This is a genomic window from Geminicoccus harenae (assembly GCF_019800005.1).
Taxonomy (GTDB): Bacteria; Pseudomonadota; Alphaproteobacteria; order Geminicoccales; family Geminicoccaceae; genus Geminicoccus; species Geminicoccus harenae.
In genome coordinates, this window is the sequence record NZ_JABGCL010000006.1 from 149,282 (window position 1) to 174,350 (window position 25,069).

Genomic DNA, 25,069 nt, shown 5'->3' on the forward strand with positions numbered 1-25,069 from the left:
ACCATGCTATAGGCCCGTCGACTTCATCCCTCAATCGACATGGCGCTGGTGGCTGGTGATCTGCATCACCTCATGTGGCCGGATTCTTGGGCGCATCCGGCCGGACTCTGGGGCCGGTCACGCCTCCGGGCGCAGCTCGTGGACATGGACGTCGTGCCCGGCATGCTTTTGCAGCACCTCCAGCGCGACCCGCTCCCGGTCCGGGTCGGGCGTGCGGACCCAGAGCAGGACGCGGCCCCGCTCCAGCTGCTCGTCGAGATGCTCCGCATAGCGGGCGTCCATCAGGCCCGCCAGCGTGGTGCTGAGCAGCGTGCCGCCGGCGACCGCACCCACCACCAAGGCGGCGAGCGGCCCGGTGGTCGCCACCACCGCGCCGGCGCCCAGCAGCGTGGGCAGCACCCAGTAGGCGTTGGCGAGCGTGCGCTCGTGCTCGGCCAGCTCCTTGGCCGGGATCACCTGCTCGCGGGGGTCGCTGGGATCGTCCTGGGCGTCCTGCGCCTGCTGCGGGCTGTGGCCGAGCTTCGCCTCGATCGCCTCCTCGCTGCCCAGGATGCTCAGGTCCTCGTCGGCGAAGCCCCGCTCCTTCAGTTCGGCGACAGCACCTTCCAGCGACACCGCATCGTCGAACACCGCCACCGCTTCGCGCATCCATCCTGCTCCACTCGCCGGGCGACGCCCAGGGCATGGGGCGCCGCTCCTCCCCGCTCACCTATGGCGGATCGGGATGACAGGCCAGCCTCCCCTTGGGTGGAACGCGAGCCGGATTGACGCGGATCGGGCGCCTTCATACTGTCTGATGGCATGACAGGTGCCGGCAGCCGGGCGCAAGGCCGGGTAATCACAGAGCACCGCTGGATCAGGGAAGGTCGAACGTCATGAAACTGGCGCGTCGCGAATTCACCATTGGCAGCCTGCTCGCGGCAGGCACTGCCGGCCTGCCGATCATGGTCAAGGCCCAGGAGGGCAAGACCGTGGCCCTGCTGTTCGACAGCCTGGTGTCGCCCTTCTGGGTCTCGGGCCTCGAGATCATGAAGGAGAAGGGCAAGGCCAACGGCTGGGAGCTCCTGGAGAACATCTCGAACTTCGACGACAACAAGCAGTTCGAGCAGGTCAAGGCGATGATCGCCCGCAAGGTGGACGGGATCCTGATCATCCAGACCGATTCCAAGGCGGTGATCCCGGCCATTCGGGCGGCCAACGAGGCCAACATCCCGATGGTCCACTTCAACCGCCCGCCGGCCGAATCGGATGCCTACTCGGTCGCCATCCAGGCCGACAACCGCCAGATCACGCGCGACACCGTGCAGTTCATGGTGGACGAGGCCAAGCGCCGGGGCGGCCAGTACAAGGCCTGCATCCTGATCGGCGACCTGGGCGACGTGAACGCCATCCAGCGCCGCGACGGCTTCTTCGACATCGTCGACCAGAACCAGGACATCATCGAGGTGGTGGCCCGCGTCGCCACCGAGTGGAACGCCGACAAGGCCTTCGCCGGGCTGATGAACGCGCTCCAGGCCAACCCGGACATCAACTTCCTGTTCACCTCGTCGGACTTCATGCACCCGCAGATCCAGCAGGTGCTCGAGACCTTCGACATGTGGAAGAAGCGCGACGAGGAAGGCCACGTCATCTTCGGCGGCTTCGACGGCGACGACGGCGCCTACCAGCGCATCGTGGACGGCTATCTCGATGCCTGCGGCGTGCAGAACCTGTTCCTGGAGGTCGACATGGCCTTCCAGGCCTTCCAGGACATGTGGGCCGGCAAGAAGCCCGAGAAGCTCCTGATGGACCCTGGCTTCGTGATCACCCAGGAGAACAAGGACCAGGTCCGCGACGAGATGTGGGGCTACATCGTCTGGGAGAAGAACGGCGGCAAGCCGATCTCCGGTTGAGTTCCACCAGTTCGTCCTGGCGGGCGGCACCTGCCGCCCGCTTCATTCCGATCACGCGCCCTTTGCTGGAATCGTTATGACCCCGGCGCAGACGACGAGGCTCGATCGACCCGGTCTGGCGCCGGGGCTGCCGCTCTGGCGGCGCCTGTTGCTGTCCGAATATCTCGTCCTGTTCCTGACCGTCGTCTATGTCGCCGGGATGGCGCTGATCGTGCCGGAGATCCTGGCGGCCGACACCTGGCGGGACATCCTGGCGGCGATGATCCCGCTGCTGATCGTGGCGATCGGGCAGATGTTCGTGCTGGTGGTGGCCGGCATCGACCTGTCGGCCACCTCCGTCCTGGCATTCTCCAGCGTGCTGGGTGCCGCCGTGATCACCATGGATGGCGGGCCGCTGGTGGGCATGCCGGCCTTCCTGGTGGTGGCGGTCGGCATCCTCGCCTTCATGGCGGTGGGCGGGGCGGTCGGCGCCTTCAACGGGGCCTGCACCACGCGCTTCAACATGCCGCCCTTCATCGTGACGCTGACCACGATGATGTTCTTCTCCGGGGCCGCCATCTGGGTCACCACCCTGCTCACCGACGACGGCAGCTCGATCGGCTCGCTCCCGCGGGAGTTCGTGTTCATCGGCCAGGGGCGGGTGTTCGAGCTGCCTTTCTCCTTGCTGATCGCCCTGGCGGTGGGCCTGCTGGCCCATGTGGCGCTCAGCCATTCCCTGTTCGGCCGCTGGCTGTTCGCGATCGGCATCAACCCGAATGCCGCCGCGGTCTCGGGCGTGCCGGTGCGCCGGACGATGTTCTGGGCCTACGTGATCTCTGGTGCCTGTGCTGGCTTGGCCGCGGTGATCTACACCGCCCGGCTCGAGACCGGCACGCCGGTGCTGGGCCAGCGCATCCTGCTGGACGTGGTCGGTGCGGCGGTGATCGGCGGCGTGTCGCTCTTCGGCGGCAAGGCCAAGGTGCTCTGGGTGGTGTTCGGCGCCCTGTTCCTGACCGTGGTCGACAAGGGGCTGCAGCTCCTAGGCCTGTCGCTGGCCGGCGTGTTCGCGATCAAGGGCGGGGTGATCCTGCTGGCTGCGATCGTGGACGCGCAGCGCCAGCGCCTGAAGGGACGCGGCTGATGTTCCAAAAGCAGGTGCAGGCGCCGGTCCAGGCACCCCTGCTGGCTGTCCGCGGCCTGTGCAAGAGCTTCTTCGGCGTGCAGGTGCTCCACGATGTCGGCTTCGAGCTCGCCCCTGGCCGGGCACTCGGTCTGATCGGCGAGAACGGCTCGGGCAAGTCGACCACGATGAACATCCTGGGCGGCATCCACCAGCCGGACCGGGGCGAGATGGTGCTGGACGGCCAGCCCTACCGGCCCAAGGGGCCCAAGGACGCGGAAGCCGCCGGGATCGCCTTCATCCACCAGGAGCTGAACCTCTTCAAGAACCTGTCGATCGAGGAGAATTTGTTCATCGGCGGGTTCCCGAAGCTGGTCCGGGGCCTGCCCTTCATCGACCGGCGCAAGGTGCGCACCCGGGCGAAGGAACTGTTGGCCGCCATCGACCTGGACCTCGATCCCGCGACCCTGGTGAGCCGCCTGTCCCAGGGCGAGCGCCAGCTCGTCGAGATCGCCAAGGCGCTGGGCTCCGATGCCCGCATCGTCATCTTCGACGAGCCCACCACCTCGCTCACCGCGCGCGAGACCGAGCGGCTGTTCGGCCAGATCCAGCGCCTCAAGGGCCGGGGCATCGCGATCGTCTATATCAGCCACATCCTGTCGGACGTGATGCGGCTGACCGACGACATCGTGGTGCTGCGTGATGGCCACGTGGTGGCGACCGCACCCACCCGCCAGATGACGGTGGACAAGCTGATCACCTCGATGGTCGGCCGGACGATCGACCAGATCTACCCGCCGCGCGCCAGCCGGCCGCGCGAGGGCCAGCCGGTGCTGGAGGTCGAGAAGCTGACTCAGCCCGGCATGATCAAGGACGTGAGCTTCCAGGTCCGCCAGGGCGAGGTGGTCGGCATCTCCGGCCTGATGGGCTCCGGGCGCTCCGAGATGGCCCGGATCCTGTTCGGCCTGGACCCTTATGCCTCCGGCCGGATCCTGGTGGACGGCCAGCCCCTGGAGCGGCCGACGCCCGAGGTCGCCATGGCGCGCGGCATCGCGTTCCTCACCGAGGACCGCCGGGCCGAGGGGCTGATGATGGACGGCCCGATCGCCGACAATCTCGCCTTGCCGTCCTTGCCCAACTTTGCCGGCGGATTCGGCCGCCTGATCGAGCGGACCCGGCTGGGTGACGCCGTGGAGCGCACCGGGCGCGACGTGCAGGTGAACGCCCGGGACTTCGTGCAGACGCTGGTGAAGAACCTGTCCGGCGGCAACCAGCAGAAGGTGGTGATCGGCAAGTGGCTGTTGCGCAGCCCGCGCCTGTTCATCCTGGACGAACCGACCCGCGGCATCGACGTCGGCGCCAAGTACGAGGTCTACAAGATCATCAACGAGTTGGCGGGGCAGGGGACCGGCGTCCTGGTGATCAGCTCGGAGATCGAGGAGCTGATCGGCATCTGCGACCGGATCCTGGTGATGAGCCATGGCGAGATCCGCGCCGGCTATGACCGGGCGAAGTTCGACCGCGAGCGGATCATGCGCAGTGCGATGTGGGACAGCGTGACGAAGGGTGGCCGATGAGCCCTGCCGACAGCCGCAAGATCCGCCTGCTGCTCCTGCAGAATGCGCCGCTGATCCTGTTCCTCGTGCTGGTGCTGGTGTTCGGCTCCCTGTCCGAGCGCTTCCTCAGCCCGACCAACTTCATGAACATCGTCACCCAGGCAGCACATATCGCGATCATCGCGATCGGCATGACCTTCGTGCTGCTGGTGGCGGGCATCGACCTGTCGGTCGGCGCCAACATGTATGCGAGCTGCATCGTGGTGGCCCTCTACATGAAGGGCTGGAACCCCGTGTTCGGCTTCGCCGTGGCCGGGTTCCTGGGCCTCCTGTTCGGCGCGGTGAACGCCTTCGTCATCACGCGCCTGCGCGTGCCGGCCTTCATCGCGACGCTGGCCACCCTGTTCGTCGGCCGCGCCATCGCGCTCTATCTGTCCGGCGTGAAGATGATCCCGTTCGGCAAGGAGATCCTCCTGCTCGGACGCACGACCTGGCTGGGCCTGCCCGTGCCGATCTGGATCTTCCTCCTGGTGTTCGTGATCGCCTGGGTGACGCTTAGGCTCACCACCTATGGCCGCCAGGTCTATGCCGTGGGTGCGGACCCGGAGGCCGCAGCCAAGGCCGGCATCGACGTCCGGCGTATCCTGTTCTCGGTCTACTGTATCGCCGGGGTGTGCGCGGCCATCGGCGGGCTGGTCTCGGCCAGCCAGGTAGCCGCCGCGTCCTCGACCTTCGGCTTCCAGAAGGAATTCCCGGTGATCGCCGCCGCCGTGCTGGGCGGCACCTCGCTGTTCGGCGGGAGGGGTGGCGTGGTCGGCACCGTGTTCGGCGCGATCCTGATCCAGACCGTCGAGAACGGCCTCGTGATGATCAACGCCGACCCTTACGTCTATCCGCTGGTGGTCAGCGCCATCATCTTCATCGCGGTGCTGGTCGACAGCCTGCGCACGGGGATGCTGGAGCGCCTGGAGCGGCGCAAGATCCGGGTCGAGACGGCCTGACGAGGTCGCGGCCGGCGGAGATACGGAGGCTTCTGGATGGTCACGCGCAGCGCGGACCTGGTCGTCATCGGCGACAGCGAGGCGGAGCTTCGCGAGGTGCTGGCTGAATTCGGCCTGCCGGAGGGGCCGTTGCCGGACCCCGACCGGCTGCGTGCAGCGCTCGGTGAATTGCGGGACCATCCGGCCAACCGCGGCGAGGTCGGGGCGAGTGCGGTCATCGGCCGGTACCACTTCCCCCTGCGCCGGACCCTCTATGCGGCGCTGGTCGCCACGGTGAAGAGCGCTGGCGCCGTGGTCGCGGCACTGGCCAACCCCACGGCCGGCGGCATCGCCGCAGCCTTGGTGGTCCTCGACACGATCGAGAAGGCGGCAACCCTGATCTCGCGGCTGGACGAGCGGGAGGTCCTGGTGCTGGAAGCGCTCGCCAGCGCCACGGCCAGGAATCAGGCACGGGATCCCGGGGCCGACAGCGCCAGCCTGGAGGAGGTGGCGGCCGTGCTGGCGGAGCGGGACGAAGCCGTCCCGGACCTCGCGAACATCCTTCAGGCGATGTCCGATCCGGGCGGGCGGCGGGGCGTCCGCCGCATCGAGCGGGACGGGCTGACCCGCTACGCCGTCATCTACTGACGCACTGCCGGTACTCAGCCACGCAGGCGCAGGTTCTCGGGGTCGAACAGGGGCTCGCTGGCAACCACCGCGGCGCGCCGTTCGCCCAGCACCTCCACCTCCAGCCGCGTACCCGGCAAGGCATGGGATCGGGTGACATAGGCCAGGGCGATCGACCGGCCGATCCGGTGGCCGAAGCCGGCCGAGCCGACCAGGCCCACCTGCTGTTCCCCGTCCAGCACCCTCGCCACCGCGACCGCGTCGCCGTCCCCGTCCTCCAGGAGCAGGGGGACAAAGCAATCGCGGAAACCAGCCTCCTTGCGGGCGATCAGGCGCTCCCTGCCCATGAAGCCCGGCTTGGTCAGGTCGACGAACCGGTCCAGCCCGGCCTCGAACGGCGTATACTCGATCACCAGGTCGGCGCCCCAGGACCGGTAGCACTTCTCCAGCCGCATGGACTCCAGGGCATAGATGCCGAAATGGCGCAGGCCGAACGCCTGCCCGGCCGCCATCACCCGGCCATATACCTCACGCACATGCTCCATCGGCACGTGCAGCTCATAGCCGAGCTCCCCGGCATAGGAGAGCCGCATCGCCCGCACCGGCGCCGAACCGATCGTGCCTGTGCGGACCGCCATCCACGGGAACGCGGCATTGTCCAGCGGGAGGTCGGTGAGCGCCGCCATGATCTCGCGGGAGCGGGGGCCGGTCAGCACCAGCGTGTCGAACCGTGCCGTGACATCGATGATCGCCACGCCATCTGCCGGCAGGTGCCAGGCCAGCGTGTCGAAGTCGTGATGCTGGGCGGAGGAGGCGGAGCAGAGGTAGAAGCGATCCTCGGCCAGGCGCGCCACGGTGAACTCCGAGCGGATGCCTCCCTGCGGCGTCAGCGCATAGGCCAGGCTGACCCGCCCGGGCTTCGGCAGCCGGCTGCACAGAACCAAGTCCAGGAAGGCAGCGGCCTGCGGCCCGCTCACTTCGAGCTTGGTGAAGCCCGGCAGGTCCAGGAGGCCCGCGCGCTCATGCACCGCCCGCACCTCCTCGCCCACCAGCCCGTGCCAGCCCGGCCGGCGGAAGGATGGCGTCTCCGCGCTTGCCGGGCCGAAGAAGGTCGGCCGTTCCCAGCCGCCGCGCGCCCCGAACCTGGCCCCTTCGGTCTTGAGCAGGTCGTAAAGCGGCGAGGTCTTCATCGGCCGGTGGGCCGGCCATTCCCTCGTCGGGTAGCCGATCTCGTACTCGTTCTCGTATAGCTCCAGCGCCTTGGCGAGGGTGTAGGACCTGGTGGCGAAGCCGGTGAACCGGCGGCTGTCCAGGCTTAGCACGTCCCATTCCGGCTCGCCCTGGGTGATCCAGTCGGCGATGATCTTGCCGGCCCCGCCGCCCTGGCAGATGCCGAAGCTGAACGCGGCGCAGTGCCAGAAATTGGTGAGCCCATGGGCCGGGCCCAGCAGCGGCAGCCCGTCCGGCGTGTAGGGGATCGGCCCGTTGACTACGCGGCGCACGCCGACGCTGCCCAGGATCGGCACGCGCGCGCAGGCCAGCTCGATATATTTCTCCAGCCGCTCCAGGTCGTCGTTCCAGAGCTGGTTGGCAAAATCCTCGGGCAGACCGTCGAGCCAGGCCGCCTTCGCATTCTCCTTCTCGTAGGGCCCCAGCAGCAGGCCCTTGCGCTCCTGGCGCAGGTAATAGCTGTCGTCCGGGTCGCGCAGCAGCGGCAGGAGGCCAGGCCGCTCCTCCAGCTCGGGGATCGCCTCGGTCACCAGATACTGGTGCTCCATGGTGACCACCGGCAGGTCGAGCCCGACCATGGCGCCGAGCTCAGCCGCCCGGTAGCCCGCGGCATTCACCACATGCTCGGCCTCGATCACGCCGTCCGGGGTGGTGAGCTGCCAGTAGCCGTTGTTGCCCCTTGTGATCGCCGTGACCGGGCAGTTGCGCCGGATCTCGGCACCGGCCGCGCGTGCTTCGGTTGCGAGCGCCTGGGTCACCATCGAGGGGTCGATGTCCCCGTCCAGGGGGTCGAGCAGGGCGCCGGTGAGCCCGTGCAGCTCGAGGAACGGGTAGAGCTCCTTCGCCTCGGCGGGCGACAGCACCTGGAACTCCAGGCCTTGAGCGCGCGCCATGCCGGTGACGTGCCGGAACTCGTCGAGCCGGTCCCGTGACTGGGCCAGGCGCAGGGAGCCGGTGACATGGTAGGTCACGCCATGGGCGGGGTCGGCAGCGAGGCGGCGGTACATTTCCAGGCTGTAGGCCTGCATGCGCATCACCGGCCAGGAGCCGGAGAAGGTCGGGGTGTTGCCGGCGGCGTGCCAGGTCGAGCCGGAGGTGAGCTCTGACTTCTCCAGGAGCAGCAGGTCCTGCCAGCCCGCCCGGGCCAGGTGCCAGAGCGTGCTCACCCCGGCGATCCCGCCGCCGACCACCACGACCCGAGCCTGGCTGCGCATCTCGTCCCTCCCGCCTGTCGCGACCCATCCATGGCGCGATCGGCGCGTCGACACCATCTTCAGAGCGGCATGCCACCGACAAAGGGCGAACGGGTGAGGAAGATCCAGCCAGCGGCCGGCCTGGCCGCCTCGATCCTGCTGCTGGCGGCCTGCGCCCCCGACTTCGTCGACAACCCGCCGCCGGTCCGCCCGCTGGCGGAGGTCGGCGGACCGGTCGAGCGCGACCCGGGCCTGCCGTCGCCGGGCACGGTGATCCCGACCACGCCCAAGCCCGTGGACGTGGTGACCCCGCCGCCCGTGCCGGACCCGGGTGCGAGGCTGCAGCCTGACGAGAATCCGCCGCTGCCGCCCGCTGCGACTCGCGAGCCGCCGCCGACGGCGCCGGTGTGGCCGGCACCGCCGCCGAACTATGGCCGGACGCGCGAAGGCGCCGCCCCCTTGAACATCCCGAACCGGCCACCGGCGGCCTGGCGGTAGCGGCAATGGCAGGGTCGCAGAGCGGGTTCCTGGTCCGTCCGGCCGGTATTGCCGACGTGCCGGCCCTGTTCCGCATCCGCACCGCGGTGGTGGAGAACGCGATGACCACCGCGGAACTGGCCGCCCTGGGCATCACGCCGTCAAGCATCGCCGCGGACCTGGACCGCGGCGAGGCCGTCGCCTGGCTGGCGCTGTGCGGTGGCCAGGAGGCCGGGTTCTCGATGGTGCGGTCGGCGGAGGGCGACGTGTTCGCGCTGTTCGTCCTGCCGACATATGAAGGCCGGGGCATCGGCCGCGCCCTGCTGCGCGAGGCCGAGCGGTGGCTGGCGGATCGCGGGGTGGTGGAGGCCTGGCTGTGCACCGGTGCCGAGCCCGGCCTGCGTGCGCCGGGCTTCTACCGTGCCGCCGGCTGGCGGGAGGCCGGACGGATGCCGGACGGGCAGCTCCGCTTCGTCCGCTCGCTCCGCGGCTGAAGGCGTCAGCCGGAGAAGGCGGCGAGGATCACCGGCATGGCGCCGAGCACGGCGACGAAGGCCACCAAGCCCGCGACCTCCAGCAGTCGGCTGAGCAGGTCGGCGCCCAGCCTGGTACGGTTCTTCCAGCGGCCGATCCGAGACGAGAGCGGGCGGGCGGGCCAGCCCGGCACGGTAGCGATCATTGGAGCGTCTCCTTCACGCCCGGTGTGCACCGGCACCCGGTTTACGCAGGCAGATGACGCATGTTCACGTAACGTTCCAAGATCATCAAGCGTAAAACGAGAACATTACGCGAAATGTCGAGGGCTGTTGCCTGTCGCTAGATGGCGGCGCTTGCCCAGCCGGACCGGCCGTGCGAGCGCAGGCCCTGTGTGAATTGCCGTCTGGCGCACCGACATGCCCGTCTTCCTGCTGCTCCTGTCCCTCCTGCTCGCTGCCTTGCCGGCCATGGCCCAGGAGGCTCCGGCGGCCGACCCGCAGCACAAGGTCGAGGAGTTCACCACGCTCCTGGCCGACCCGGACGTGCAGGCCTGGCTGCGGGAACGGGCGGGGGAGCTGGCAGCCGCACCCGCGGCACCGGTCCCGGCCACGAATATGGGGGGCAGCGCGCTGAGCGGTGCCTTTCATGAGCTCGAGGCACGGCTGGACGTCCTGCTGGCCGGCCTGCCCCGCCTGCCGGCCGACCTCGCCACGGCCGGCGACCGTCTCGCCCGAGAGATCGCCGAGGTGGGGCCGCTGGGGGCCCTGCTCCTGGTGCTGGGCTTCGTGGCGCTGGGGCTGGGGACGGAGTGGGTGTTCTGGCACTCGACCCGGTCGGTGCGCCGCCACATCGCCACCGCACCCATCGACACGCTCAGGCAGCGGCTGCGGATCATCGGCATCCGCTTCCTGTTCGGCCTGTGCTGGATCGGCGCGTTCGCTGTCGGCAGCCTCGGCGCCTGCCTCCTGTTCCCCTGGCCGGCCTTCCTGCGCTCTTTGCTCCTGGGTGCCCTCGCAGTGATCCTGGCGGTCCGCTTCACCCTGGTGATCGCCCGGTTCCTCCTTTCGCCCGGCAACGAGAAGCTGCGGATCGTGCCGACCACCACGGAGGCCGCCTGGTTCTGGACCCGGCGGCTGGCGGTCTTCTTCGGCTACCTGGCATTCGCCTGGGTGGTGCTTGACCTGGTGGCCGCGGTGGGGATCACCGAGGTGTCGATGCGGCTCTTGGGCTACGTGCTCGGGCTGGCCGCCCTGGTCATCCTGGGCGAGGCGATCTGGCGGCAGCCGCCGCGCCAGCCGGGCGCACCGCGTCCGGCCACGGCCCTCCGGGTCGGGATGATCGCCTATATCGCCTTCGCCTGGCTGGTCGGCCGCGTGCTGAACGTCGTGCCGCTGTTCGACGTGATGATCGTGGTCCTGCTGCTGCCGCTGGCCATCCGGATCTCGCACCGCGCAGTGCTGCACCTGCTGCGGCCGGGCGATCTGGACGGCGATGGCCTGCTGGGCGACCAGCCGGCGCCCCAGCAGCCGCCCTCGGCCTGGACCGTGGTGATCGAGCGCGGGCTGCGCCTGGCGTTCTTCGCGATCGGCGCCTGGATCATCATCAGCGGCTTCGGCGTCGACATGAACATGATGCGCACGAGCGACGACCTGCTGGGCGTGTTCCTGCGCAACCTCCTGCGCGCGCTGGCGATCCTGCTGGTGGCCGACCTTTTGTGGCAGCTCGCCAGGACCGCGATCGATCATCACCTGGTGCATGCCGCAGCCGGCAGCGAGGCCGACCCCACCGAGGTCATCCGCCGCCGCCAGCGGGTCCGCACCCTCCTGCCGATCCTGCGCAACGTGCTGTTCGTGGTGCTGATCACCATGGCAGTGCTGATGGCGCTCTCGTCCCTGGGCGTGGAGGTGGGCCCGCTCATCGCCGGGGCGGGCGTGGTCGGCGTGGCGATTGGCTTCGGCGCGCAGACGCTGGTCAAGGACGTGATCAGCGGGATCTTCTACCTGCTCGACGACGCCTTCCGCATCGGCGAGTACATCGTCAGCGGCAGCTACAAGGGCACGGTGGAGAGCTTCTCGCTGCGCTCGGTCAAGCTGCGCCACCAGCGCGGCTCGCTCTATACCGTCCCGTTCGGCGAGCTGGGTGCGATCCAGAACATGAGCCGCGACTGGGTGATCGACAAGCTGACGATCAACGTCACCTATGACACCGACCTGGACAAGGCCAAGAAGATCATCAAGCAGATCGGCAAGGAGCTGCTGGCCGACGAGGAGCTGGGGCCGGGCTTCATCCAGCCGCTGAAGATGCAGGGTGTCAGCAGCTTCGGTGACTTCGCCATGCAGATCACGCTGAAGATGATGACCTATCCCGGCAAGCAGTTCACCATCCGCCGCAAGGCCTATGCGATGATCAAGCGGGCATTTGCCGAGAACGGCATCCAGATCGCGGTGCCGACCGTGCGGGTCGCCGGCACGGATGCGCATGAAGGTGCGGAGGCAGTCGCCGCCAAGGCCGCCAACGACGTGCTGGCGGCCAAGGCGGCGCAGGCATGACGCCAGGCGGGACCGAGGCGGCCCCGCCTGCCGCTCACCACTCCTCGTCGAACCCGCCGCCCATGTCGTCGACCTGCGGGACTTCCTCCTCGTAGCCCGCATCGGCCTGGTCCAGCTCCTCCTCGGCCGGCGCCTCGTCCACCGGAGCGGCCTCGGCCACGCCCGGGTCGAACATCGACATCAGCATGTTGCCGAGGATCATGCCGCCGGCCACGCCCATGGCCGTCTGCATGGCACCGGCCAGGAAGCCGCCGCCCTGGCCGCCCTGGAACATGCCCGGCCGGTAGCCCGGCGCGTGGACGGGGGCGGGAGGCGGCATGACGTTGCGCCCGCCACCACCGGCACCGCCGCCGCCGAAGATGTTGGAAAGGAAGCCGCCGCCACCGGCGGGCTTCTGTGCCGCGGCCTGCTGGTTCTGCAGCTTCCACTCCAGCTCGCGGATCTTGTTCTGGCTCTCCGCCTGCGCGTGCTCCAGGAAGAACGCCATCTGGGTGATGTAGTACTTCGTCTGCGGATTCTGCTGCAGCAACTGGTCGATCTGGCGCTCCGCCTCCGGGTCGCGCTCGGCCTCCAGCTTCTTCATCCGCTCGAAGAAATCGTTGATCGCCTTGCGATCTTCTTCAGTCACGCTTGCCTCCTGGGATCTGGCCACGACAGGGCGCCGGCAGGTCGGGGTCGACCTCCGGTCCATGCGCTGCTCGGCCATGTCGCTGCATCAACGGGGGATTTGGGGAGGGATTCTGGGCACATCGACAACAACCCCGAGATCGATGCCGGCCGCCATTGGCCGACAGGGAAATCGGGGGTCCGACATCACGGCCTGCCGATCGGCAGGCCGCCAGAGGGGCCCGGACCCCGTTCGCCTCCCAGTTAGGGGGCCAGCCGGCGCCGATCAAGCGGGCAGCCGGCGGCGTCACACTAAGTTACGAACTCCTGAGCCCGCACGCCCGAGCCGGCTACAGGATCGCCACCTCGGTCGGCACCGCCTGGACCTTGTCGATCCGGTGGCCTTCCAGCTCCACCACCTGGAACCGCCAGCCACGCCAGTCGAACGCCTCGCCGGCCTTGGGGATCCGGCCGAGCTGCGCCAGCACGAAGCCCGCCAGGGTCGCGTACTCGTCGTTCGCCATGCCGCTCGCGCCCAGCGTGCGCTCCACCGCGTCGATCGGCATCCGCCCGTCCAGCAGCCAGCTGCGCTCGCCCGCTTTCACCGCATCGGGCAAGGCGTCGGCCGCCAGTTCGGGCAGGTCGCCGGCGATCGCCGCCAGGATGTCGGTGGGCGTCACCAGGCCCTCGAACGAGCCGTGCTCGTCCAGGACGATCGCGAGATGGACGGTCGAGGTCTTGAAGCGCTCCAGGGCCTTCAGGACGGGCAGGTTCTCGGGGATGTAGAGGGGCTCGCGCAGGGCGGCGGTCAGGTCGATCCGCCCCGACTGGCGCTGCTGCTCCAGGAGATCCTTGGCATGGACGATGCCCAGTACGGCATCGACCTCGCCCCGGCAGACCGGGAAGCGCGAGCGGCCGCTCTGGTGGATCTCGTCCAGGATCACCTGCGGCGGATCGTCGGCATCCAGCCAGATCGCGTCGACCCGCGGCACCATGATCGAGCGGACCGTGCGTCTGCCCAGCGTCAGCACGCGCTCGATCATCGAGCTCTCCGCGGGCGAGAACACCATCTCGCCGGCCCCGCTCGACACCAGTGCTGCCACCTCCTCCGACGCTTCCGGCTCCGCCTTGCCGCCGCGCAGGATGCGCAGCACCGCCTTGGAGGTCCGGTCGCGCAGGTCGGCCGTGGTCACCCGCTTGCGCACGTTGCGCCGGCCGATCTGGTTGGCCGCCTCGATCAGGATGGAGAAGCCGATCGCGGCGTAGAGGTAGCCCTTGGGGATATGGAAGCCCAGGCCCTCGACGATCAGGCTGAAGCCGATCATCAGCAGGAAGCCCAGGCACAGGATCACCACGGTCGGGTGCCGGCTGACGAAGGCCATGAGCGGCTTGCTCGCCAGCATCATCACGGCGATGGCGACCACCACCGCGATCACCATGACCGAGAGCTCGCGCACCATCCCGACCGCGGTGATCACCGAGTCCAGCGAGAATACGGCATCCAGCACCACGATCTGGGCGATGACGTGCCAGAACACCGCGTGCGCCCCGCTGGTCTCCTTGGCGCCGTGCGAGCCTTCCAGCCGCTCGTGCAGCTCCATCGTGCCCTTGAACAGGAGGAAGGCGCCGCCGAGGATCAGGATCACGTCGCGCCAGGAGATCTCCGAGCCGAGCAGCGTGGTGATCGGCTGGGTGAGGGTGACGATCCAGGAGATCGACGCCAGCAGCACCAGCCGCATCACCAGCGCAAGCGACAGGCCGATCAGGCGCGCGCGGTCGCGCTGCTCGGGCGGCAGCTTGTCCGCCAGGATCGCGATGAACACGAGATTGTCGATGCCCAGCACGATCTCGAGCACGATCAGCGTCGCGAGACCCGCCCAGGCCGCCGGATCGGCCATCCACTCCAGGAACATGCCTAGCCCTCCCGCCGGCGGACCGGGCGGCGAAGCCCGGCGGAAGGACTACAGAACGAAGGCTCGTCGGCGGGCATGTACATGGTCTGGATGGTGAATGGGCCTGTCCAGCCTAGCCGTGCCGGCGCCCGGCCGGAAGCGGGCCTACCGGGGTGCCGCCGTGAGCATCACCAGCGGCCGCTGCCGGGGCGCATCTGCCGAGGCTCCAGCCGGATCGGCAGGGCGGCCCGGATCGCCCGGTCGGCGGCCGGCTCGATATGCGCCGGGTAGTGCTCGGCCAGGATGGCGCGCACCCGGGCGCGGGCACGGGTCACCATGTCGGTGGAGCCCTGCTCCTGCCATTCCTTGGGCGAGACCCGATCGGCCACGACCGGGTAGGCATATTCCTTCTGCATCAGCCCGAGCGTCTGGGCATGGCCCAGATAATGGCCGGGGCCTTCCAGGCAGACCTCGCGCATGGCGTCGAGCGACAGGCTCTCCTCGGTGACCTCGATGCCCTTCACCGTGCGCAGCACCGCACCCAGCATGTCGTCGTCGATCACGTAGCTTTCCAGGCAGGAGCCCAGCAGCGAGGCGTGCATGCCGACCGATTCGTAGACCAGGTTGAGGCCGGCCTGGCCGGCCAGCACGTCGGTATAGCCCTTCTCGTAGCCGGCCTGGGCATCCGGCAGCTTGCTATCGCTCATGCCGGCGGCACTGCCGGTCGGCAGGTCGTAGAACCGCCCCATCTGGGCGCAGGCCGCGGTGAGCAGGGCCTGCTCGCCGGAACCGCCCGACATCGCCCCGGTGCGCAGGTCCGACACGAACGGCCAAGGGCCGAAGATCGCCGGTGCGCCGGGCTTCAGCGCATTGACGTAGACGAGGCCGGCCAGGCACTCGGCCACCGCCTGGACCAGTGCCCCGGCCAGGGCCGCGGGTGCCGTGGCGCCGGCCTGGCCAGCGGAGAGCAGCAGCACCGGCATCCCGGCATGCACGGCGGCTTCCAGGGCGGTGCATGCGTCGTCGGCAAAGCGCATCGGCGGCACGACGAAGCAGCAGGACAGGGACACGAACGGCCGCTCGCGCCAGGCGGCCTCCGAGCCGGCGATCGCATGGAGCATCGGCAGGGCGGCCTCGAGATGCTCACCCTTCACGAACGAGGTGCCGACATGCTTGGCGGTGCCGGCCAGGCAGGCATAGGCGGTGTTGATGTCCATCTCGAACGGGTCGGGCAGGTCGCGCGGCACCACCGAGCGCTGGTAGAAGTGGACATTGTCCAGCCGGTCGACCAGGCGGGCGATGTCGTAGAGGTCGTGCAGGGTCGATTCGCGATACCGCCCGGTGACGGCGTCGACCATGGTCACCGCGGCACCGGCCGTGCCGAAATGGACGCGGCTGCCGGACGGGTCGAGGTCCAGGTGCCGGTTGCGCGCGCAGAGCGGAAAGCCCCGGGCGGCGCGGGCGACGACATCCTCGACCAGGGCGCGCGGAAAATGGATGCGCCCGCCGCGATACTCGGCGCCGATCGCGGTCAACGCCGCCACGGTCGAGGGCAGCGGCTGGCCGAAGCCGATCGTCTCCAGCGCGGTGAGGGCGGCCTCGTGCACGCGTCGCACCGCCGCCTCGTCGAGGGGACGGTAGCGCCCGCCCTGGAGGCCCGCCCGGACCACGCGCGCCGCGTCGGCGAGCGGCCGGGCGCGCAGCTCACGACGAGCATCCCGGCCGCCGCGCCGCCGGCCGTTCATTTCCGGGATGCTGTCCTGCGCGGAGATCATGACCATCGTCGAGCCCTCCAGCGGCAGGATCCGGCCTGCCCGATCGAATGGCAGGCTAGGCCAAGCCTGCCTGAGCGCGCGCGTCTGGTTCCGACATGGCGCGCTCGAAGATCGTCATCCCGCGACTGCCGCGACCGGCGGAACGGCTCGCTTGGAACCGAGGTTCTGCTACAACCGTTCGGAGGCCGCCAGGATCCGGTGAGTGCGACGTTGAAGGATCTTTCATCCTTCCGGGGTGGACACTCAGCGCAACAGTCGGGATCTAACCGCGCTCGAGGATGAATTACGTGGTTGGGTGGAAACGGCCGCCGCCGATAGGGTGTGCCCCCAGCCACAGGAGGAATGTGGAAACAATGGGTTGGAGCAAGATCTTTCAGGTTGGCCTGAGCGTTGTGGCCATCCTGGTTCTTGCGTGGTGGCTGGACTGGCAGGCGGTGGTCCAGGTCGCGGACCGCGCATCGCCCTCGCTGATCCTGCTGTGCCTGCTGCTCTACGCGGCGCAGCGCTTCCTGATGGCCGGCAAGTGGCTCCTGCTCCTGCGGGTCCACGGCGTGCGCATGGGCCTCCTGCCCGCGACCTGGCTGTACAGCGCCGCGACCCTGGCCGGCTCGTTCCTCCCGGCGACGGTCGGGGGGGACGCCATGCGCGTGGGCTGGCTGTGGCGCAGCGGGGTGGATGCCAACGACGCGACCGCCTCGATCATGGTGGAGCGCATCGTCGGCGCCTTCGTGACCATGGCGATGGCGGTGGTCGGCATGGTCTGGCTGGGCCGGCTGGCGCCTCTGTCCAAGGAGATGCACGGCATGATCCTGGCAGCGGGCGTGGTCATGGCCGCCATCGCCGCCGGCCTGGCCTGGTCCTGGTTCGGACCGGCCCGGCTGCGCCTGGCGTTGAGCGAGCATCGTCTGGTGGGGCGGATCTTGGCACGCTTTCGCGCTGCCTGGCAGCGGCAGGGGCGGCGGCCGGAGGTGGTCGCGGCCTTTGCCGGCCTCACCCTGGTGGAGAGCATCTACTCCCTGGGGCTCGGCTGGCTGACGGCCCACGCACTGGGGATCGAGGTACGCTTCGTCGACCTGGCTGCCGCCTATGCCGTGGCCCTGGCCATCACCCGGCTGCCGATCACCATCGACGGCATCGGCGTGTACGAGGGGATCATGGCGCTGCTGCTGGCGACGGTGGCTGGCCTGCCCGCTGCAGAGAGCGTGGCGCTCATCCTGGTGGGCCGCATCCTGTTCCTGGTGGTGCACGGCACCGGCGCCTTGTTGTTCGCGGTCCATCAGGGGCCGCTGGTGGCCTACGCGCCGGACCGGGCCGAGCCGGCCGGCGCCGGCTAGCCGCAGCCGGCAGCAGAACCGGTGGCCGCCTCGTGCGGCCATGGCTGGACAGGCCCGGTGAGGCGCCTATATCAGCGCCATGTACATCTTCGAAATCCTGCTGGTGCTCCTGGTCCTCGCCACCGCGGGGGTGCTGATGGTCGGACTGGTAGGGTTCTTCCGCGGCGGTGAGTTCAACCGCAAATACTCGAACGTGCTGATGCGCTGGCGGGTAGGGCTGCAGTTCGCGGCACTGGCGGTGCTGGCGATCCTGTTCCTCGCCTACAGCTAGCGGCTCGGGATCGGGCGATGGTCCAACTCACCAGGATCTACACGCGGGGCGGCGACCAGGGTCGGACGTCCCTGGGCGACGGCACCAGGGTCGCCAAGCACGCGCTCAGGGTCGAAGCCTACGGCAATGTCGACGAGGCCAATGCGACCATCGGGCTCGCCCGGCTGCACGCCGAGGGCGATTACGATGCGATGCTGGCGCGCATCCAGAACGACCTGTTCGACCTCGGCGCCGATCTCTGCCGCCCGGACGACGGCAGTGACGGTCGCCTGCGAGTGAGCGATGCCCAGGTCGACCGTCTGGAAGCGGAAATCGACCGGCTGAACGCGGCACTGCAGCCGCTGCAATCCTTCGTGCTGCCGGGCGGCAGTGCGCTGTCGGCCTGCCTGCATCTGGCCCGCACCGTCGTCCGCCGCGCCGAGCGCGGCGTGGTGGCGCTGGCCGAGCAGGAGGCGGTGAATCCGGCGGTGGTCCGCTACCTCAACCGGCTGTCCGACCATCTCTTCGTCCTGGCCCGCGCGGCCAACGACGACGGTGCCGGCGACGTGCTCTGGGTGCCGGGCGTCCATCGCTGAAGGAGTGGCCCCGCGGGAGGGCCGTCACCGGCGTCGGTCGGTCGCAGCGCACCGGCGGCGCTGATTGACACGCATCAAGGCGCGTCTTATCGCCCTTGTGCGTTGCAATACGAATCGGGTTACCGACGGCGGGAAGCGCTTGTTGAAGCCGCGTCGGATGAAACAGGTGGCGCAATGAAGGTCCTGGTACCCGTCAAGCGGGTCGTCGATTACAACGTCAAGATCAGGGTCAAGGCGGACCGGTCCGGCGTCGACATCGCGAACGTGAAGATGTCGATGAACCCGTTCGACGAGATCGCCTGCGAGCAGGCGATCCGCCTGAAGGAAGCGGGGGTCGCGACCGAGATCATCGCCGTGTCGGCCGGCGAGCCGAAGGCGCAGGAAACCCTGCGCACCGCGCTGGCCATGGGGGCCGACCGCGCCATCCTGATCGAGAGCACGGACGAGCTGCAGCCGCTCGCGGTCGCCAAGCTCCTGGCGGCGATCGTGAAGAAGGAGGATCCCCAGCTCGTCCTGATGGGCAAGCAGGCGATCGACGACGACAGCAACCAGACCGGCCAGATGCTGGCTGCCCTCCTGGGCTGGCCGCAGGCGACCTTCGTCAGCCGGCTGACGGTGGCGGACGGCCAGGCCGAGGCCGGGCGCGAGGTCGACGAGGGCATCCAGACGATCGCGGTGAAGCTGCCGGCGGTGCTGACCGTGGACCTCCGGCTGAACGAGCCGCGCTACGCCTCCCTGCCCAACATCATGAAGGCCAAGAAGAAGCCGCTCGACGTGGTCAAGCCCGCCGATCTCGGCGTCGATGTCGCCCCGCGCCTCCAATACGTGCAGGTCGAGGAGCCGTCCGCCCGCAAGGCCGGGGTGAAGGTCGGCTCGGTGCAGGAGCTGGTGCAGAAGCTGAAGACGGAAGCGGGAGTCCTCTGATGAGCGTGCTGGTCGTGGCCGAACTCGACGGCGGCGCCGTCGCCAAGGCTTCCCTAGCGGCGATCACCGCTGCCGGTCAGCTCGGCGGCGATGTCGACCTGCTCGTCATGGGCTCGGGCGTGGATGGCTCGGCTGCCGGCAAGGTGGCGGGCGTGCGCAAGGTGCTGGTAGCCGATGCGGCCCATCTGGCGCATCCCTCGGCCGAGGACGCGGCAGCGCTGCTCGTCCAGCTCGCCCCCGCCTATGACCATCTGGTCGCCGCCTCCACGAGCTTCGGCAAGAACGTGATGCCGCGCGCTGCGGCGTTGCTCGACATCGCCCAGGTGAGCGACGTGATCGAGGTGCTGGGGCCGGACCGGTTCAAGCGCTTCATCTATGCGGGCAATGCGCTGGCGACCGTGGTCAGCACCGACGCCAAGCGGGTCCTGACCATCCGGCCGACCGCGTTCGCACCGGCCGCCGCCGAGGGCGGCTCGGCCAGTGTCGAGCCGGTCGACCTGCCGGCACCCAGCGACCTTTCCAGCTTCGTCGGCCAGGAGGTCAGCCAGAGCGAGCGGCCGGAGCTCACCTCCGCGCGGGTCGTCGTCTCCGGCGGGCGCGGCATGGGCTCGGGCGAGAACTTCAAGCTCCTGGACGAGCTGGCGGACGTGCTGGGTGCCGCGGTCGGCGCCAGCCGCGCTGCGGTCGATGCCGGCTTCGTGCCGAACGACTTCCAGGTCGGGCAGACCGGCAAGATCGTGGCGCCCGACCTCTATGTCGCCGTCGGCATTTCCGGTGCCATCCAGCATCTGGCCGGCATGAAGGATTCCAAGGTCATCGTCGCGATCAACAAGGACGAGGAGGCGCCGATGTTCCAGGTGGCCGACTACGGCTTGGTGGGCGACCTGTTCAAGCTGATCCCCGAGCTCACCCAAGAACTGAAGCGAGCCAAATCATCCTGACCTCCCGACGCAACCGGAGCCTCCAGCCGATGACCGAGCCCGCGCAGCTCCCCCCGCTCCCGGAGATCGCCACGATCGGGGTGATCGGCGCCGGTCAGATGGGCAGCGGCATCGCTCAGGTAGCAGCACTCGCCGGCTACCGGGTGAAGCTGGTCGACATCAATCCCGAGCAGCTTGCGGCCGCGATGAGCAAGATCGCGGTCGGCCTCGACCGGCAGATCAGGAAGGGCCTGTTGGACGAGGCGGCCAGGACGGCTGCCATGGATCGCATCACCGCGTCCGGTGCGCTGGAGGATCTCGCCGACTGCGAGCTGGTGGTGGAGGCCGCCACGGAGAACGAGCAGGTCAAGAAGGCGATCTTCCGGGACCTGCTCGTCCATCTGCGCAAGGACGCGATCATTGCGTCCAACACCAGCTCGATCCCGATCACCCGGCTGGCAGCGGCGACCGACCGGCCGGAACGCTTCATCGGCATGCACTTCATGAACCCGGTGCCGGCCATGAAGCTGATCGAGGTGATTCGCGGGATCGCGACCGAGGAGGATACCTATCTTGCGATCCGCGAGGTGACGGAGCGGCTAGGCAAGACGCCGGTCACGGCCGAGGACTTCCCGGCCTTCATCGTCAACCGGATCCTCCTGCCGATGATCAACGAGGCGGTCTACACGCTCTACGAGGGTGTCGGGAACGTCGAGAGCATCGACACGGCGATGCGCCTGGGCGCCAACCACCCGATGGGCCCGCTGGAGCTCGCGGACTTCATCGGCCTCGATACCTGCCTGGCGGTCATGCAGGTCCTCTACGAGGGGCTGGCCGACAGCAAGTACCGGCCTTGCCCGCTGCTCGTGAAATATGTCGAGGCCGGCTGGCTCGGCCGCAAGGTCAAGCGCGGCTTCTACGACTATCGCGGCGAGCAGCCTGTCCCGACCCGTTGACGCGTCCGGCGTCGGCGTGGCGGAATGTCCTGCCCCGGCCGGCTGCCGTGAGGCTCTGGTGAGGAAGGAAGGCGCGGTGGCAACACGGAACGGGCTGTTCTGGGCGTTCCTCGGGCTCCTTTGCCTGCCGGCGACGGCACAGGCGGTAGAGCTCGCCTCGCATCGCGCTGCCTACCGGCTGAGCCTGGCCGAGGGCGGGGACGGCGCGGTGACCTCCGTCCGCGGCGGTCTGGTCATGGAATGGAAAAAGGCCTGCGACGGCTGGACGAGCAGCCAGCGTCTGGCCTTCCAGGCCGGGCAGGCCGAGGGGCCGCCCTTCTCCTATGACGTCCGCTTCTCCTCCTGGGAGTCGGACACGGACGACCGGCTGCATTTCTCCATGCGCTCCTTCGACAATGGCAAGCCGGCCGAGGAGTTCAGGGGCGAGGCATCCCTGCCGGAGAGCGGCGGCGACGGGCGCGCAGAATTCTCCGTCCCGCCGGGCAAGTCGGTAGCCCTGCCCGCCGGCACCCTGTTCCCGACCAGGCACATCAAGGCGCTGATCGCGGCCGCGGAGCGGGGCGAGAGCTTCGTGTCCGTGCCGGTGTTCGATGGCAGCGGCCTGGATGCGCTCAGCAACGTCAGCGCGGTGATCGGCCGGAACTGGCCGGGCGAGGCCGGACGGCCCGCCGCCTGGACCATGAACCTCGCCTATCACAAGTTCACCGACTACTCCGAGGAGCCGGAGTTCCAGCTGAGCTTCCGCCTGCGCGCGGATGGCGTCACCGACGACATCACGCTGGATTACGGCCAGTTCGTGTTGCATGGCACGCTGGACGAGCTGGAGCAGCTCCCGGCCCCCACCTGCGACTGACGCCGACGGCCCCGTCGCCGGAACGACGGGGCCGCCAGGACCAAGGTCAGGAGGGGACGGCTTCCAGTTCCTCGCGCACGCTCGGGCGGCCGGTCACGGCCTGACGAGCCCGGCTCGACCTGCGGCGTGCGGAGGGTGCTGCCTGGGCGCAGCCGATCGCCAGGATCGCCGTATAGAACATCGCGATCGCCGGCATCTGGATCGAGAAGTCGACCAGGGCATGCAGCCCGACCAGCAGGGTCGCACCCACGGCCGCCAGAGTGAACACCCGGTCGCGCCGCCGCCGGAACAGGCCGCGCAGGCAGGCCCCGAACAGGATGGCCATCGCACCGTAGAGCAGGATGGTGGCCGGGATCCCGATCTCCAGGAGATGCTCGACGTAAGTGTTGTGCGCGAGGTCGTAGATCAGGTGGAAGCGCTCGTCATTGTGCGCCTGGAACACCGCCTGGAACGAGCCCAGGCCATGGCCGAGCCAGGGGCGGTCCGCGATCAGGCCGAACGAGATGATCCAGGCGGCGAGCCGGCCGGCACCCCCCTGGTCGAACTGCATGTCGAGCTGCTCCAGCCGGGCCAGCACGCCCTCGCCGCTGGCTGCGACGATCCACACACCCGCTGCCGCCACGACCAGAACCGCGGTGGCGATCATGCTGGCGCGCGGCCGGGTGGCGACCAGCGCGATGATCACCATCATGGGCAGCGCCAGCGCGGCGCTCAGGAAGCCGCCGCGCGAGTGGCTGAGGATCGAGGCAGTGGCGACGACGAAGAAGGCGCCGAGCTTGATCAGCAGCGCCGGCCGGACGTTCTGGAAGGTGTCCACCAGATAGGCGCGCAGGCTGGAGCCGGGTGATTCCTCGAGATCCTGGATGATGTGGGCGAGGATCAGGACGAGGCCGAGATTGGCGAAGGTCGCCCAGGAGTTGCGGTTGACGAAGGTCGAGGTGACGTCGCCGACATAGGCCACCGGCCCGAACCCGGCCACGGTCTCGAACTCCAGGCCCCACGCGATCAGGCCATAGACGGCATAGAGAGTGATCACCGCCATCATCACGTGGTGGAGCAGGACGGCGAGCCGGCGGTCGGTGGCCGCCACCAGCACCGCGATGAACAGCCCCACATAGCCGGTGAAGCGGACGAGCTGGAATATGCCGGCGTCGGGGTCGATGGAGATGGACCCGACGCCGGTGCCGTCGGGGGCATAGGACCAGCCGGGATGGGCGAAGGGGGTGCCGATCTGTGGCAGCACCTGCACGATGCACCAGCCGATCACGACCAGGACCAGGAGGCCGGCCAGCAGGACCGGTGCGGTAAATGGTCGCCGCTCGGGCAGTGCCGGCAGCAGCACCGCCAGTGCCGCGGTCGCCAGGCCCAGCACCGTCAAGGTGAGGGCCGCCAGGGGGATGACGCTGCCGAGGGGCCAGGGGGCGATCGCCAACAGCAGGGAAAGCCAGACTGTGAGGGCTGCACGCAGATGCCACGCGGACATGGGGTTCCTTGCCGTATTCTTGCCACGTACCGGTTTGAGACCTGAAATTCACCCCAGACAACAAAAGAATGTGCGTCAAAAGCGAACATGATGCACCCTTGTTCAGAGGGACGAAATCCGTATCATCGGAAGGAGAGAAATGGAGGTACGTCCATGCGACGGGTACTGCTTTCGGCATGCGCTGGCCTTGCGCTTGTGGCCGGTATTGGTTTTGCGGGCGCGGCTTCGGCCCAGGAACAGGTCGTGCCGCGCACCGAGGTGATGACGGTCTTCGGTGAGGCCACCGACGTCACCGTGGTTCGCGCCACGCTGTTCGAGCTTTATGGCGCCTGGCCGCAGGGCTTCGAGCCGCGGGCGACGCGGCCGGTGCCGGCTGGCTGGAGCGCGGATCTGCCGGTCACGCTGCGCGGTGAGGGCTACTACAACGCGAAGCTCTACTGGAAGTTCAACAGCGACTCCGGGCTGTTCGAGCCGAAGGCGCGTATCGCGTTCTATCGCTCGCTCTCGCCCGAGGACGTGATCGCCAACGGCGATTTCCGCCTCGGCCTGGCTTCGCCTGGCGGTGAGCCCTTCCAGGATGCGAGCGGCAATCCGATCATCAATCCCGTGACCCTCACGCCGGTTGAAACGGTCAGCCCGACCGCCACCGGCTTCGGTGCGTGAACCTGATCAGGATTGTTGGCTGATGCGCGCTTCGTCCGTGGGGAGGCTCTTTCCGTGGGCGGGGCGCGCCGCCGTCTGCTTACTGCTGGCGGCGGGCCTCTACTTCGCCGCCGGTCAGTTCGCGGCGACCATCGAGCGCGTGGGTGCACCCTCGGCGGTGGCCATGCTCGCTGCCTCCGACTCCGTTGCGCCACAGGCAGTGCGCCGTGCCGAGGACGTATGCTCTGTCGGCCTGGAGCAGGCGAGGACAGCGGATGCGCTGCGCTACTGCGGCATGATCGGCCTGGTCGAGCTCCCGGGTGCGACACCATCGGAGCAGGCTGATCGGTATCGTCAATCAGCCGAGTTCTTGAAGGCGTCGCTCGACCGGTCACCGTTCAACGGCGCCACCTGGCTCTATCTCGCCGTGGCCATGCAGGCGATGGGTGATCGGGCGAATGCCGCGGAAGCGTTCGACACTTCCTACGAGGTAGATGCGATCGCCGCGGGCATGGCCGGAATGCGCGTGAGCATCGGGCTCGGCATGCTGGACGCGCTGAAGCCGATCACGCTGTGGAGCCTCGACGCAGAGATCCAGTCGCTCGGCCGGCGCAACATCCGCTACCTGCACGGCCTCGCACGCACGCCTGGTCAGTTGCAATATGTGGCTACCACCTTGATGGTGGACCCACAGCTGTTCGCCCGCTTCATGCGCGAGGTGAACGCACCACCTCCCGGGGTTGCTCGTCGATGAAGTT

The 25,069-nt window shown here is 68.8% G+C and carries 24 protein-coding genes; 17 read left to right on the forward strand and 7 right to left on the reverse strand.

From position 1 onward, the window contains the following. Positions 1 to 117 precede the first annotated feature (117 nt). Positions 118 to 648, reverse strand: a complete 531-nt coding sequence (locus HLA95_RS07215) for a hypothetical protein (protein WP_191058248.1) — start codon at positions 646 to 648, stop codon at positions 118 to 120. 227 nt (positions 649 to 875) lie between these two features. On the opposite strand from HLA95_RS07215, the gene HLA95_RS07220 reads away from it, so the two are divergent. The 5 genes from HLA95_RS07220 (at position 876) to HLA95_RS07240 (ending at position 6,175) form a co-directional block, all read left to right on the forward strand. Then, positions 876 to 1,892 carry a sugar ABC transporter substrate-binding protein gene (locus tag HLA95_RS07220; protein WP_191058249.1) on the forward strand — a complete coding sequence of 339 codons (1,017 nt, stop codon included), beginning with the start codon at positions 876 to 878 and terminating at the stop codon, positions 1,890 to 1,892. Between the two features lie 76 nt (positions 1,893 to 1,968). Next, entirely contained in the window at positions 1,969 to 3,012 is a 1,044-nt protein-coding gene (locus HLA95_RS07225) for an ABC transporter permease (RefSeq protein WP_191058250.1), read from the forward strand. Then, positions 3,012 to 4,568 carry a sugar ABC transporter ATP-binding protein gene (locus tag HLA95_RS07230; protein ID WP_191058251.1) on the forward strand — a complete coding sequence of 519 codons (1,557 nt, stop codon included), beginning with the start codon at positions 3,012 to 3,014 and terminating at the stop codon, positions 4,566 to 4,568. The genes HLA95_RS07225 and HLA95_RS07230 overlap by 1 nt, the downstream gene beginning before the upstream one ends. After that, on the forward strand, positions 4,565 to 5,548 hold the full coding sequence (locus HLA95_RS07235; protein WP_191058252.1) for an ABC transporter permease: 984 nt from the start codon (positions 4,565 to 4,567) through the stop codon (positions 5,546 to 5,548). Before HLA95_RS07230 ends, HLA95_RS07235 begins: the two co-directional genes overlap by 4 nt. A 36-nt stretch (positions 5,549 to 5,584) precedes the next feature. After that, positions 5,585 to 6,175, forward strand: coding sequence for a hypothetical protein (locus tag HLA95_RS07240; RefSeq protein ID WP_191058253.1), 591 nt, complete (start codon positions 5,585 to 5,587; stop codon positions 6,173 to 6,175). Between the two features lie 14 nt (positions 6,176 to 6,189). Here the strand turns inward: HLA95_RS07240 and HLA95_RS07245 are convergent, their stop codons facing one another. Continuing rightward, positions 6,190 to 8,598 (reverse strand): GcvT family protein, encoded by a 2,409-nt coding sequence (locus tag HLA95_RS07245; protein ID WP_191058254.1) that lies wholly within the window; start codon positions 8,596 to 8,598, stop codon positions 6,190 to 6,192. A gap of 93 nt (positions 8,599 to 8,691) precedes the next feature. Here HLA95_RS07245 and HLA95_RS07250 point away from each other — a divergent pair, with 93 nt between their 5' ends. Together HLA95_RS07250 and HLA95_RS07255 are read left to right on the forward strand one after the other, a co-directional pair. Next, positions 8,692 to 9,075 carry a hypothetical protein gene (locus HLA95_RS07250; RefSeq protein ID WP_222182883.1) on the forward strand — a complete coding sequence of 128 codons (384 nt, stop codon included), beginning with the start codon at positions 8,692 to 8,694 and terminating at the stop codon, positions 9,073 to 9,075. Positions 9,076 to 9,080: 5 nt separating this feature from the next. Continuing rightward, a complete protein-coding gene (locus HLA95_RS07255; RefSeq protein WP_222182885.1) occupies positions 9,081 to 9,548 on the forward strand; it encodes a GNAT family N-acetyltransferase in 468 nt (155 codons plus the stop codon). A 5-nt stretch (positions 9,549 to 9,553) separates the two neighbouring features. Here the strand turns inward: HLA95_RS07255 and HLA95_RS07260 are convergent, their stop codons facing one another. After that, positions 9,554 to 9,733, reverse strand: coding sequence for a hypothetical protein (locus HLA95_RS07260; RefSeq protein WP_191060561.1), 180 nt, complete (start codon positions 9,731 to 9,733; stop codon positions 9,554 to 9,556). Positions 9,734 to 9,947: 214 nt separating this feature from the next. On the opposite strand from HLA95_RS07260, the gene HLA95_RS07265 reads away from it, so the two are divergent. Then, positions 9,948 to 12,080 (forward strand): mechanosensitive ion channel family protein, encoded by a 2,133-nt coding sequence (locus HLA95_RS07265; RefSeq protein ID WP_191060562.1) that lies wholly within the window; start codon positions 9,948 to 9,950, stop codon positions 12,078 to 12,080. Positions 12,081 to 12,114: 34 nt separating this feature from the next. On the opposite strand, the gene HLA95_RS07270 is transcribed toward HLA95_RS07265, so the two are convergent. The 3 genes from HLA95_RS07270 to HLA95_RS07280 all read right to left on the reverse strand — a co-directional run bounded on the left by HLA95_RS07270 (position 12,115) and on the right by HLA95_RS07280 (position 16,359). Next, entirely contained in the window at positions 12,115 to 12,708 is a 594-nt protein-coding gene (locus tag HLA95_RS07270) for a DUF2076 domain-containing protein (RefSeq protein WP_191060563.1), read from the reverse strand. Between the two features lie 328 nt (positions 12,709 to 13,036). Beyond that, entirely contained in the window at positions 13,037 to 14,599 is a 1,563-nt protein-coding gene (locus HLA95_RS07275; protein WP_223861593.1) for a TerC family protein, read from the reverse strand. Positions 14,600 to 14,766: 167 nt separating this feature from the next. After that, positions 14,767 to 16,359 carry a trimethylamine methyltransferase family protein gene (locus HLA95_RS07280; protein ID WP_255591587.1) on the reverse strand — a complete coding sequence of 531 codons (1,593 nt, stop codon included), beginning with the start codon at positions 16,357 to 16,359 and terminating at the stop codon, positions 14,767 to 14,769. Between the two features lie 347 nt (positions 16,360 to 16,706). Between HLA95_RS07280 and HLA95_RS07285 the strand changes: the two genes are divergently transcribed. The 7 genes from HLA95_RS07285 (at position 16,707) to HLA95_RS07315 (ending at position 22,186) form a co-directional block, all read left to right on the forward strand. After that, positions 16,707 to 17,687 (forward strand): lysylphosphatidylglycerol synthase transmembrane domain-containing protein, encoded by a 981-nt coding sequence (locus tag HLA95_RS07285; protein WP_191059131.1) that lies wholly within the window; start codon positions 16,707 to 16,709, stop codon positions 17,685 to 17,687. A 79-nt stretch (positions 17,688 to 17,766) separates the two neighbouring features. After that, positions 17,767 to 17,958 (forward strand): twin transmembrane helix small protein, encoded by a 192-nt coding sequence (locus HLA95_RS07290; RefSeq protein ID WP_191059132.1) that lies wholly within the window; start codon positions 17,767 to 17,769, stop codon positions 17,956 to 17,958. Between the two features lie 17 nt (positions 17,959 to 17,975). Beyond that, complete coding sequence (locus HLA95_RS07295) at positions 17,976 to 18,533, forward strand: cob(I)yrinic acid a,c-diamide adenosyltransferase (protein ID WP_191059133.1); 558 nt, start codon at positions 17,976 to 17,978, stop codon at positions 18,531 to 18,533. A 174-nt stretch (positions 18,534 to 18,707) separates the two neighbouring features. Further along, positions 18,708 to 19,457: an electron transfer flavoprotein subunit beta/FixA family protein gene (locus HLA95_RS07300; protein ID WP_191059134.1), complete on the forward strand. Its 750-nt coding sequence runs from the start codon at positions 18,708 to 18,710 to the stop codon at positions 19,455 to 19,457. Further along, the gene (locus HLA95_RS07305) at positions 19,457 to 20,398 is read left to right on the forward strand and encodes an electron transfer flavoprotein subunit alpha/FixB family protein (RefSeq protein ID WP_191059135.1); all 942 of its coding nucleotides are present in this window, start codon (positions 19,457 to 19,459) and stop codon (positions 20,396 to 20,398) included. Before HLA95_RS07300 ends, HLA95_RS07305 begins: the two co-directional genes overlap by 1 nt. A gap of 29 nt (positions 20,399 to 20,427) precedes the next feature. Continuing rightward, a complete protein-coding gene (locus HLA95_RS07310) occupies positions 20,428 to 21,333 on the forward strand; it encodes a 3-hydroxybutyryl-CoA dehydrogenase (protein ID WP_191059136.1) in 906 nt (301 codons plus the stop codon). A gap of 76 nt (positions 21,334 to 21,409) precedes the next feature. Beyond that, positions 21,410 to 22,186 (forward strand): EipB family protein, encoded by a 777-nt coding sequence (locus tag HLA95_RS07315; RefSeq protein WP_191059137.1) that lies wholly within the window; start codon positions 21,410 to 21,412, stop codon positions 22,184 to 22,186. A 46-nt stretch (positions 22,187 to 22,232) separates the two neighbouring features. Here the strand turns inward: HLA95_RS07315 and HLA95_RS07320 are convergent, their stop codons facing one another. Further along, a complete protein-coding gene (locus HLA95_RS07320; protein WP_191059138.1) occupies positions 22,233 to 23,669 on the reverse strand; it encodes an O-antigen ligase family protein in 1,437 nt (478 codons plus the stop codon). Positions 23,670 to 23,822: 153 nt separating this feature from the next. Here HLA95_RS07320 and HLA95_RS07325 point away from each other — a divergent pair, with 153 nt between their 5' ends. Both HLA95_RS07325 and HLA95_RS07330 read left to right on the forward strand, forming a co-directional pair. Next, on the forward strand, positions 23,823 to 24,332 hold the full coding sequence (locus HLA95_RS07325) for a hypothetical protein (RefSeq protein WP_191059139.1): 510 nt from the start codon (positions 23,823 to 23,825) through the stop codon (positions 24,330 to 24,332). A gap of 22 nt (positions 24,333 to 24,354) precedes the next feature. Beyond that, positions 24,355 to 25,065, forward strand: a complete 711-nt coding sequence (locus HLA95_RS07330) for a hypothetical protein (protein WP_191059140.1) — start codon at positions 24,355 to 24,357, stop codon at positions 25,063 to 25,065. The last annotated feature ends 4 nt before the right edge of the window (positions 25,066 to 25,069 follow it).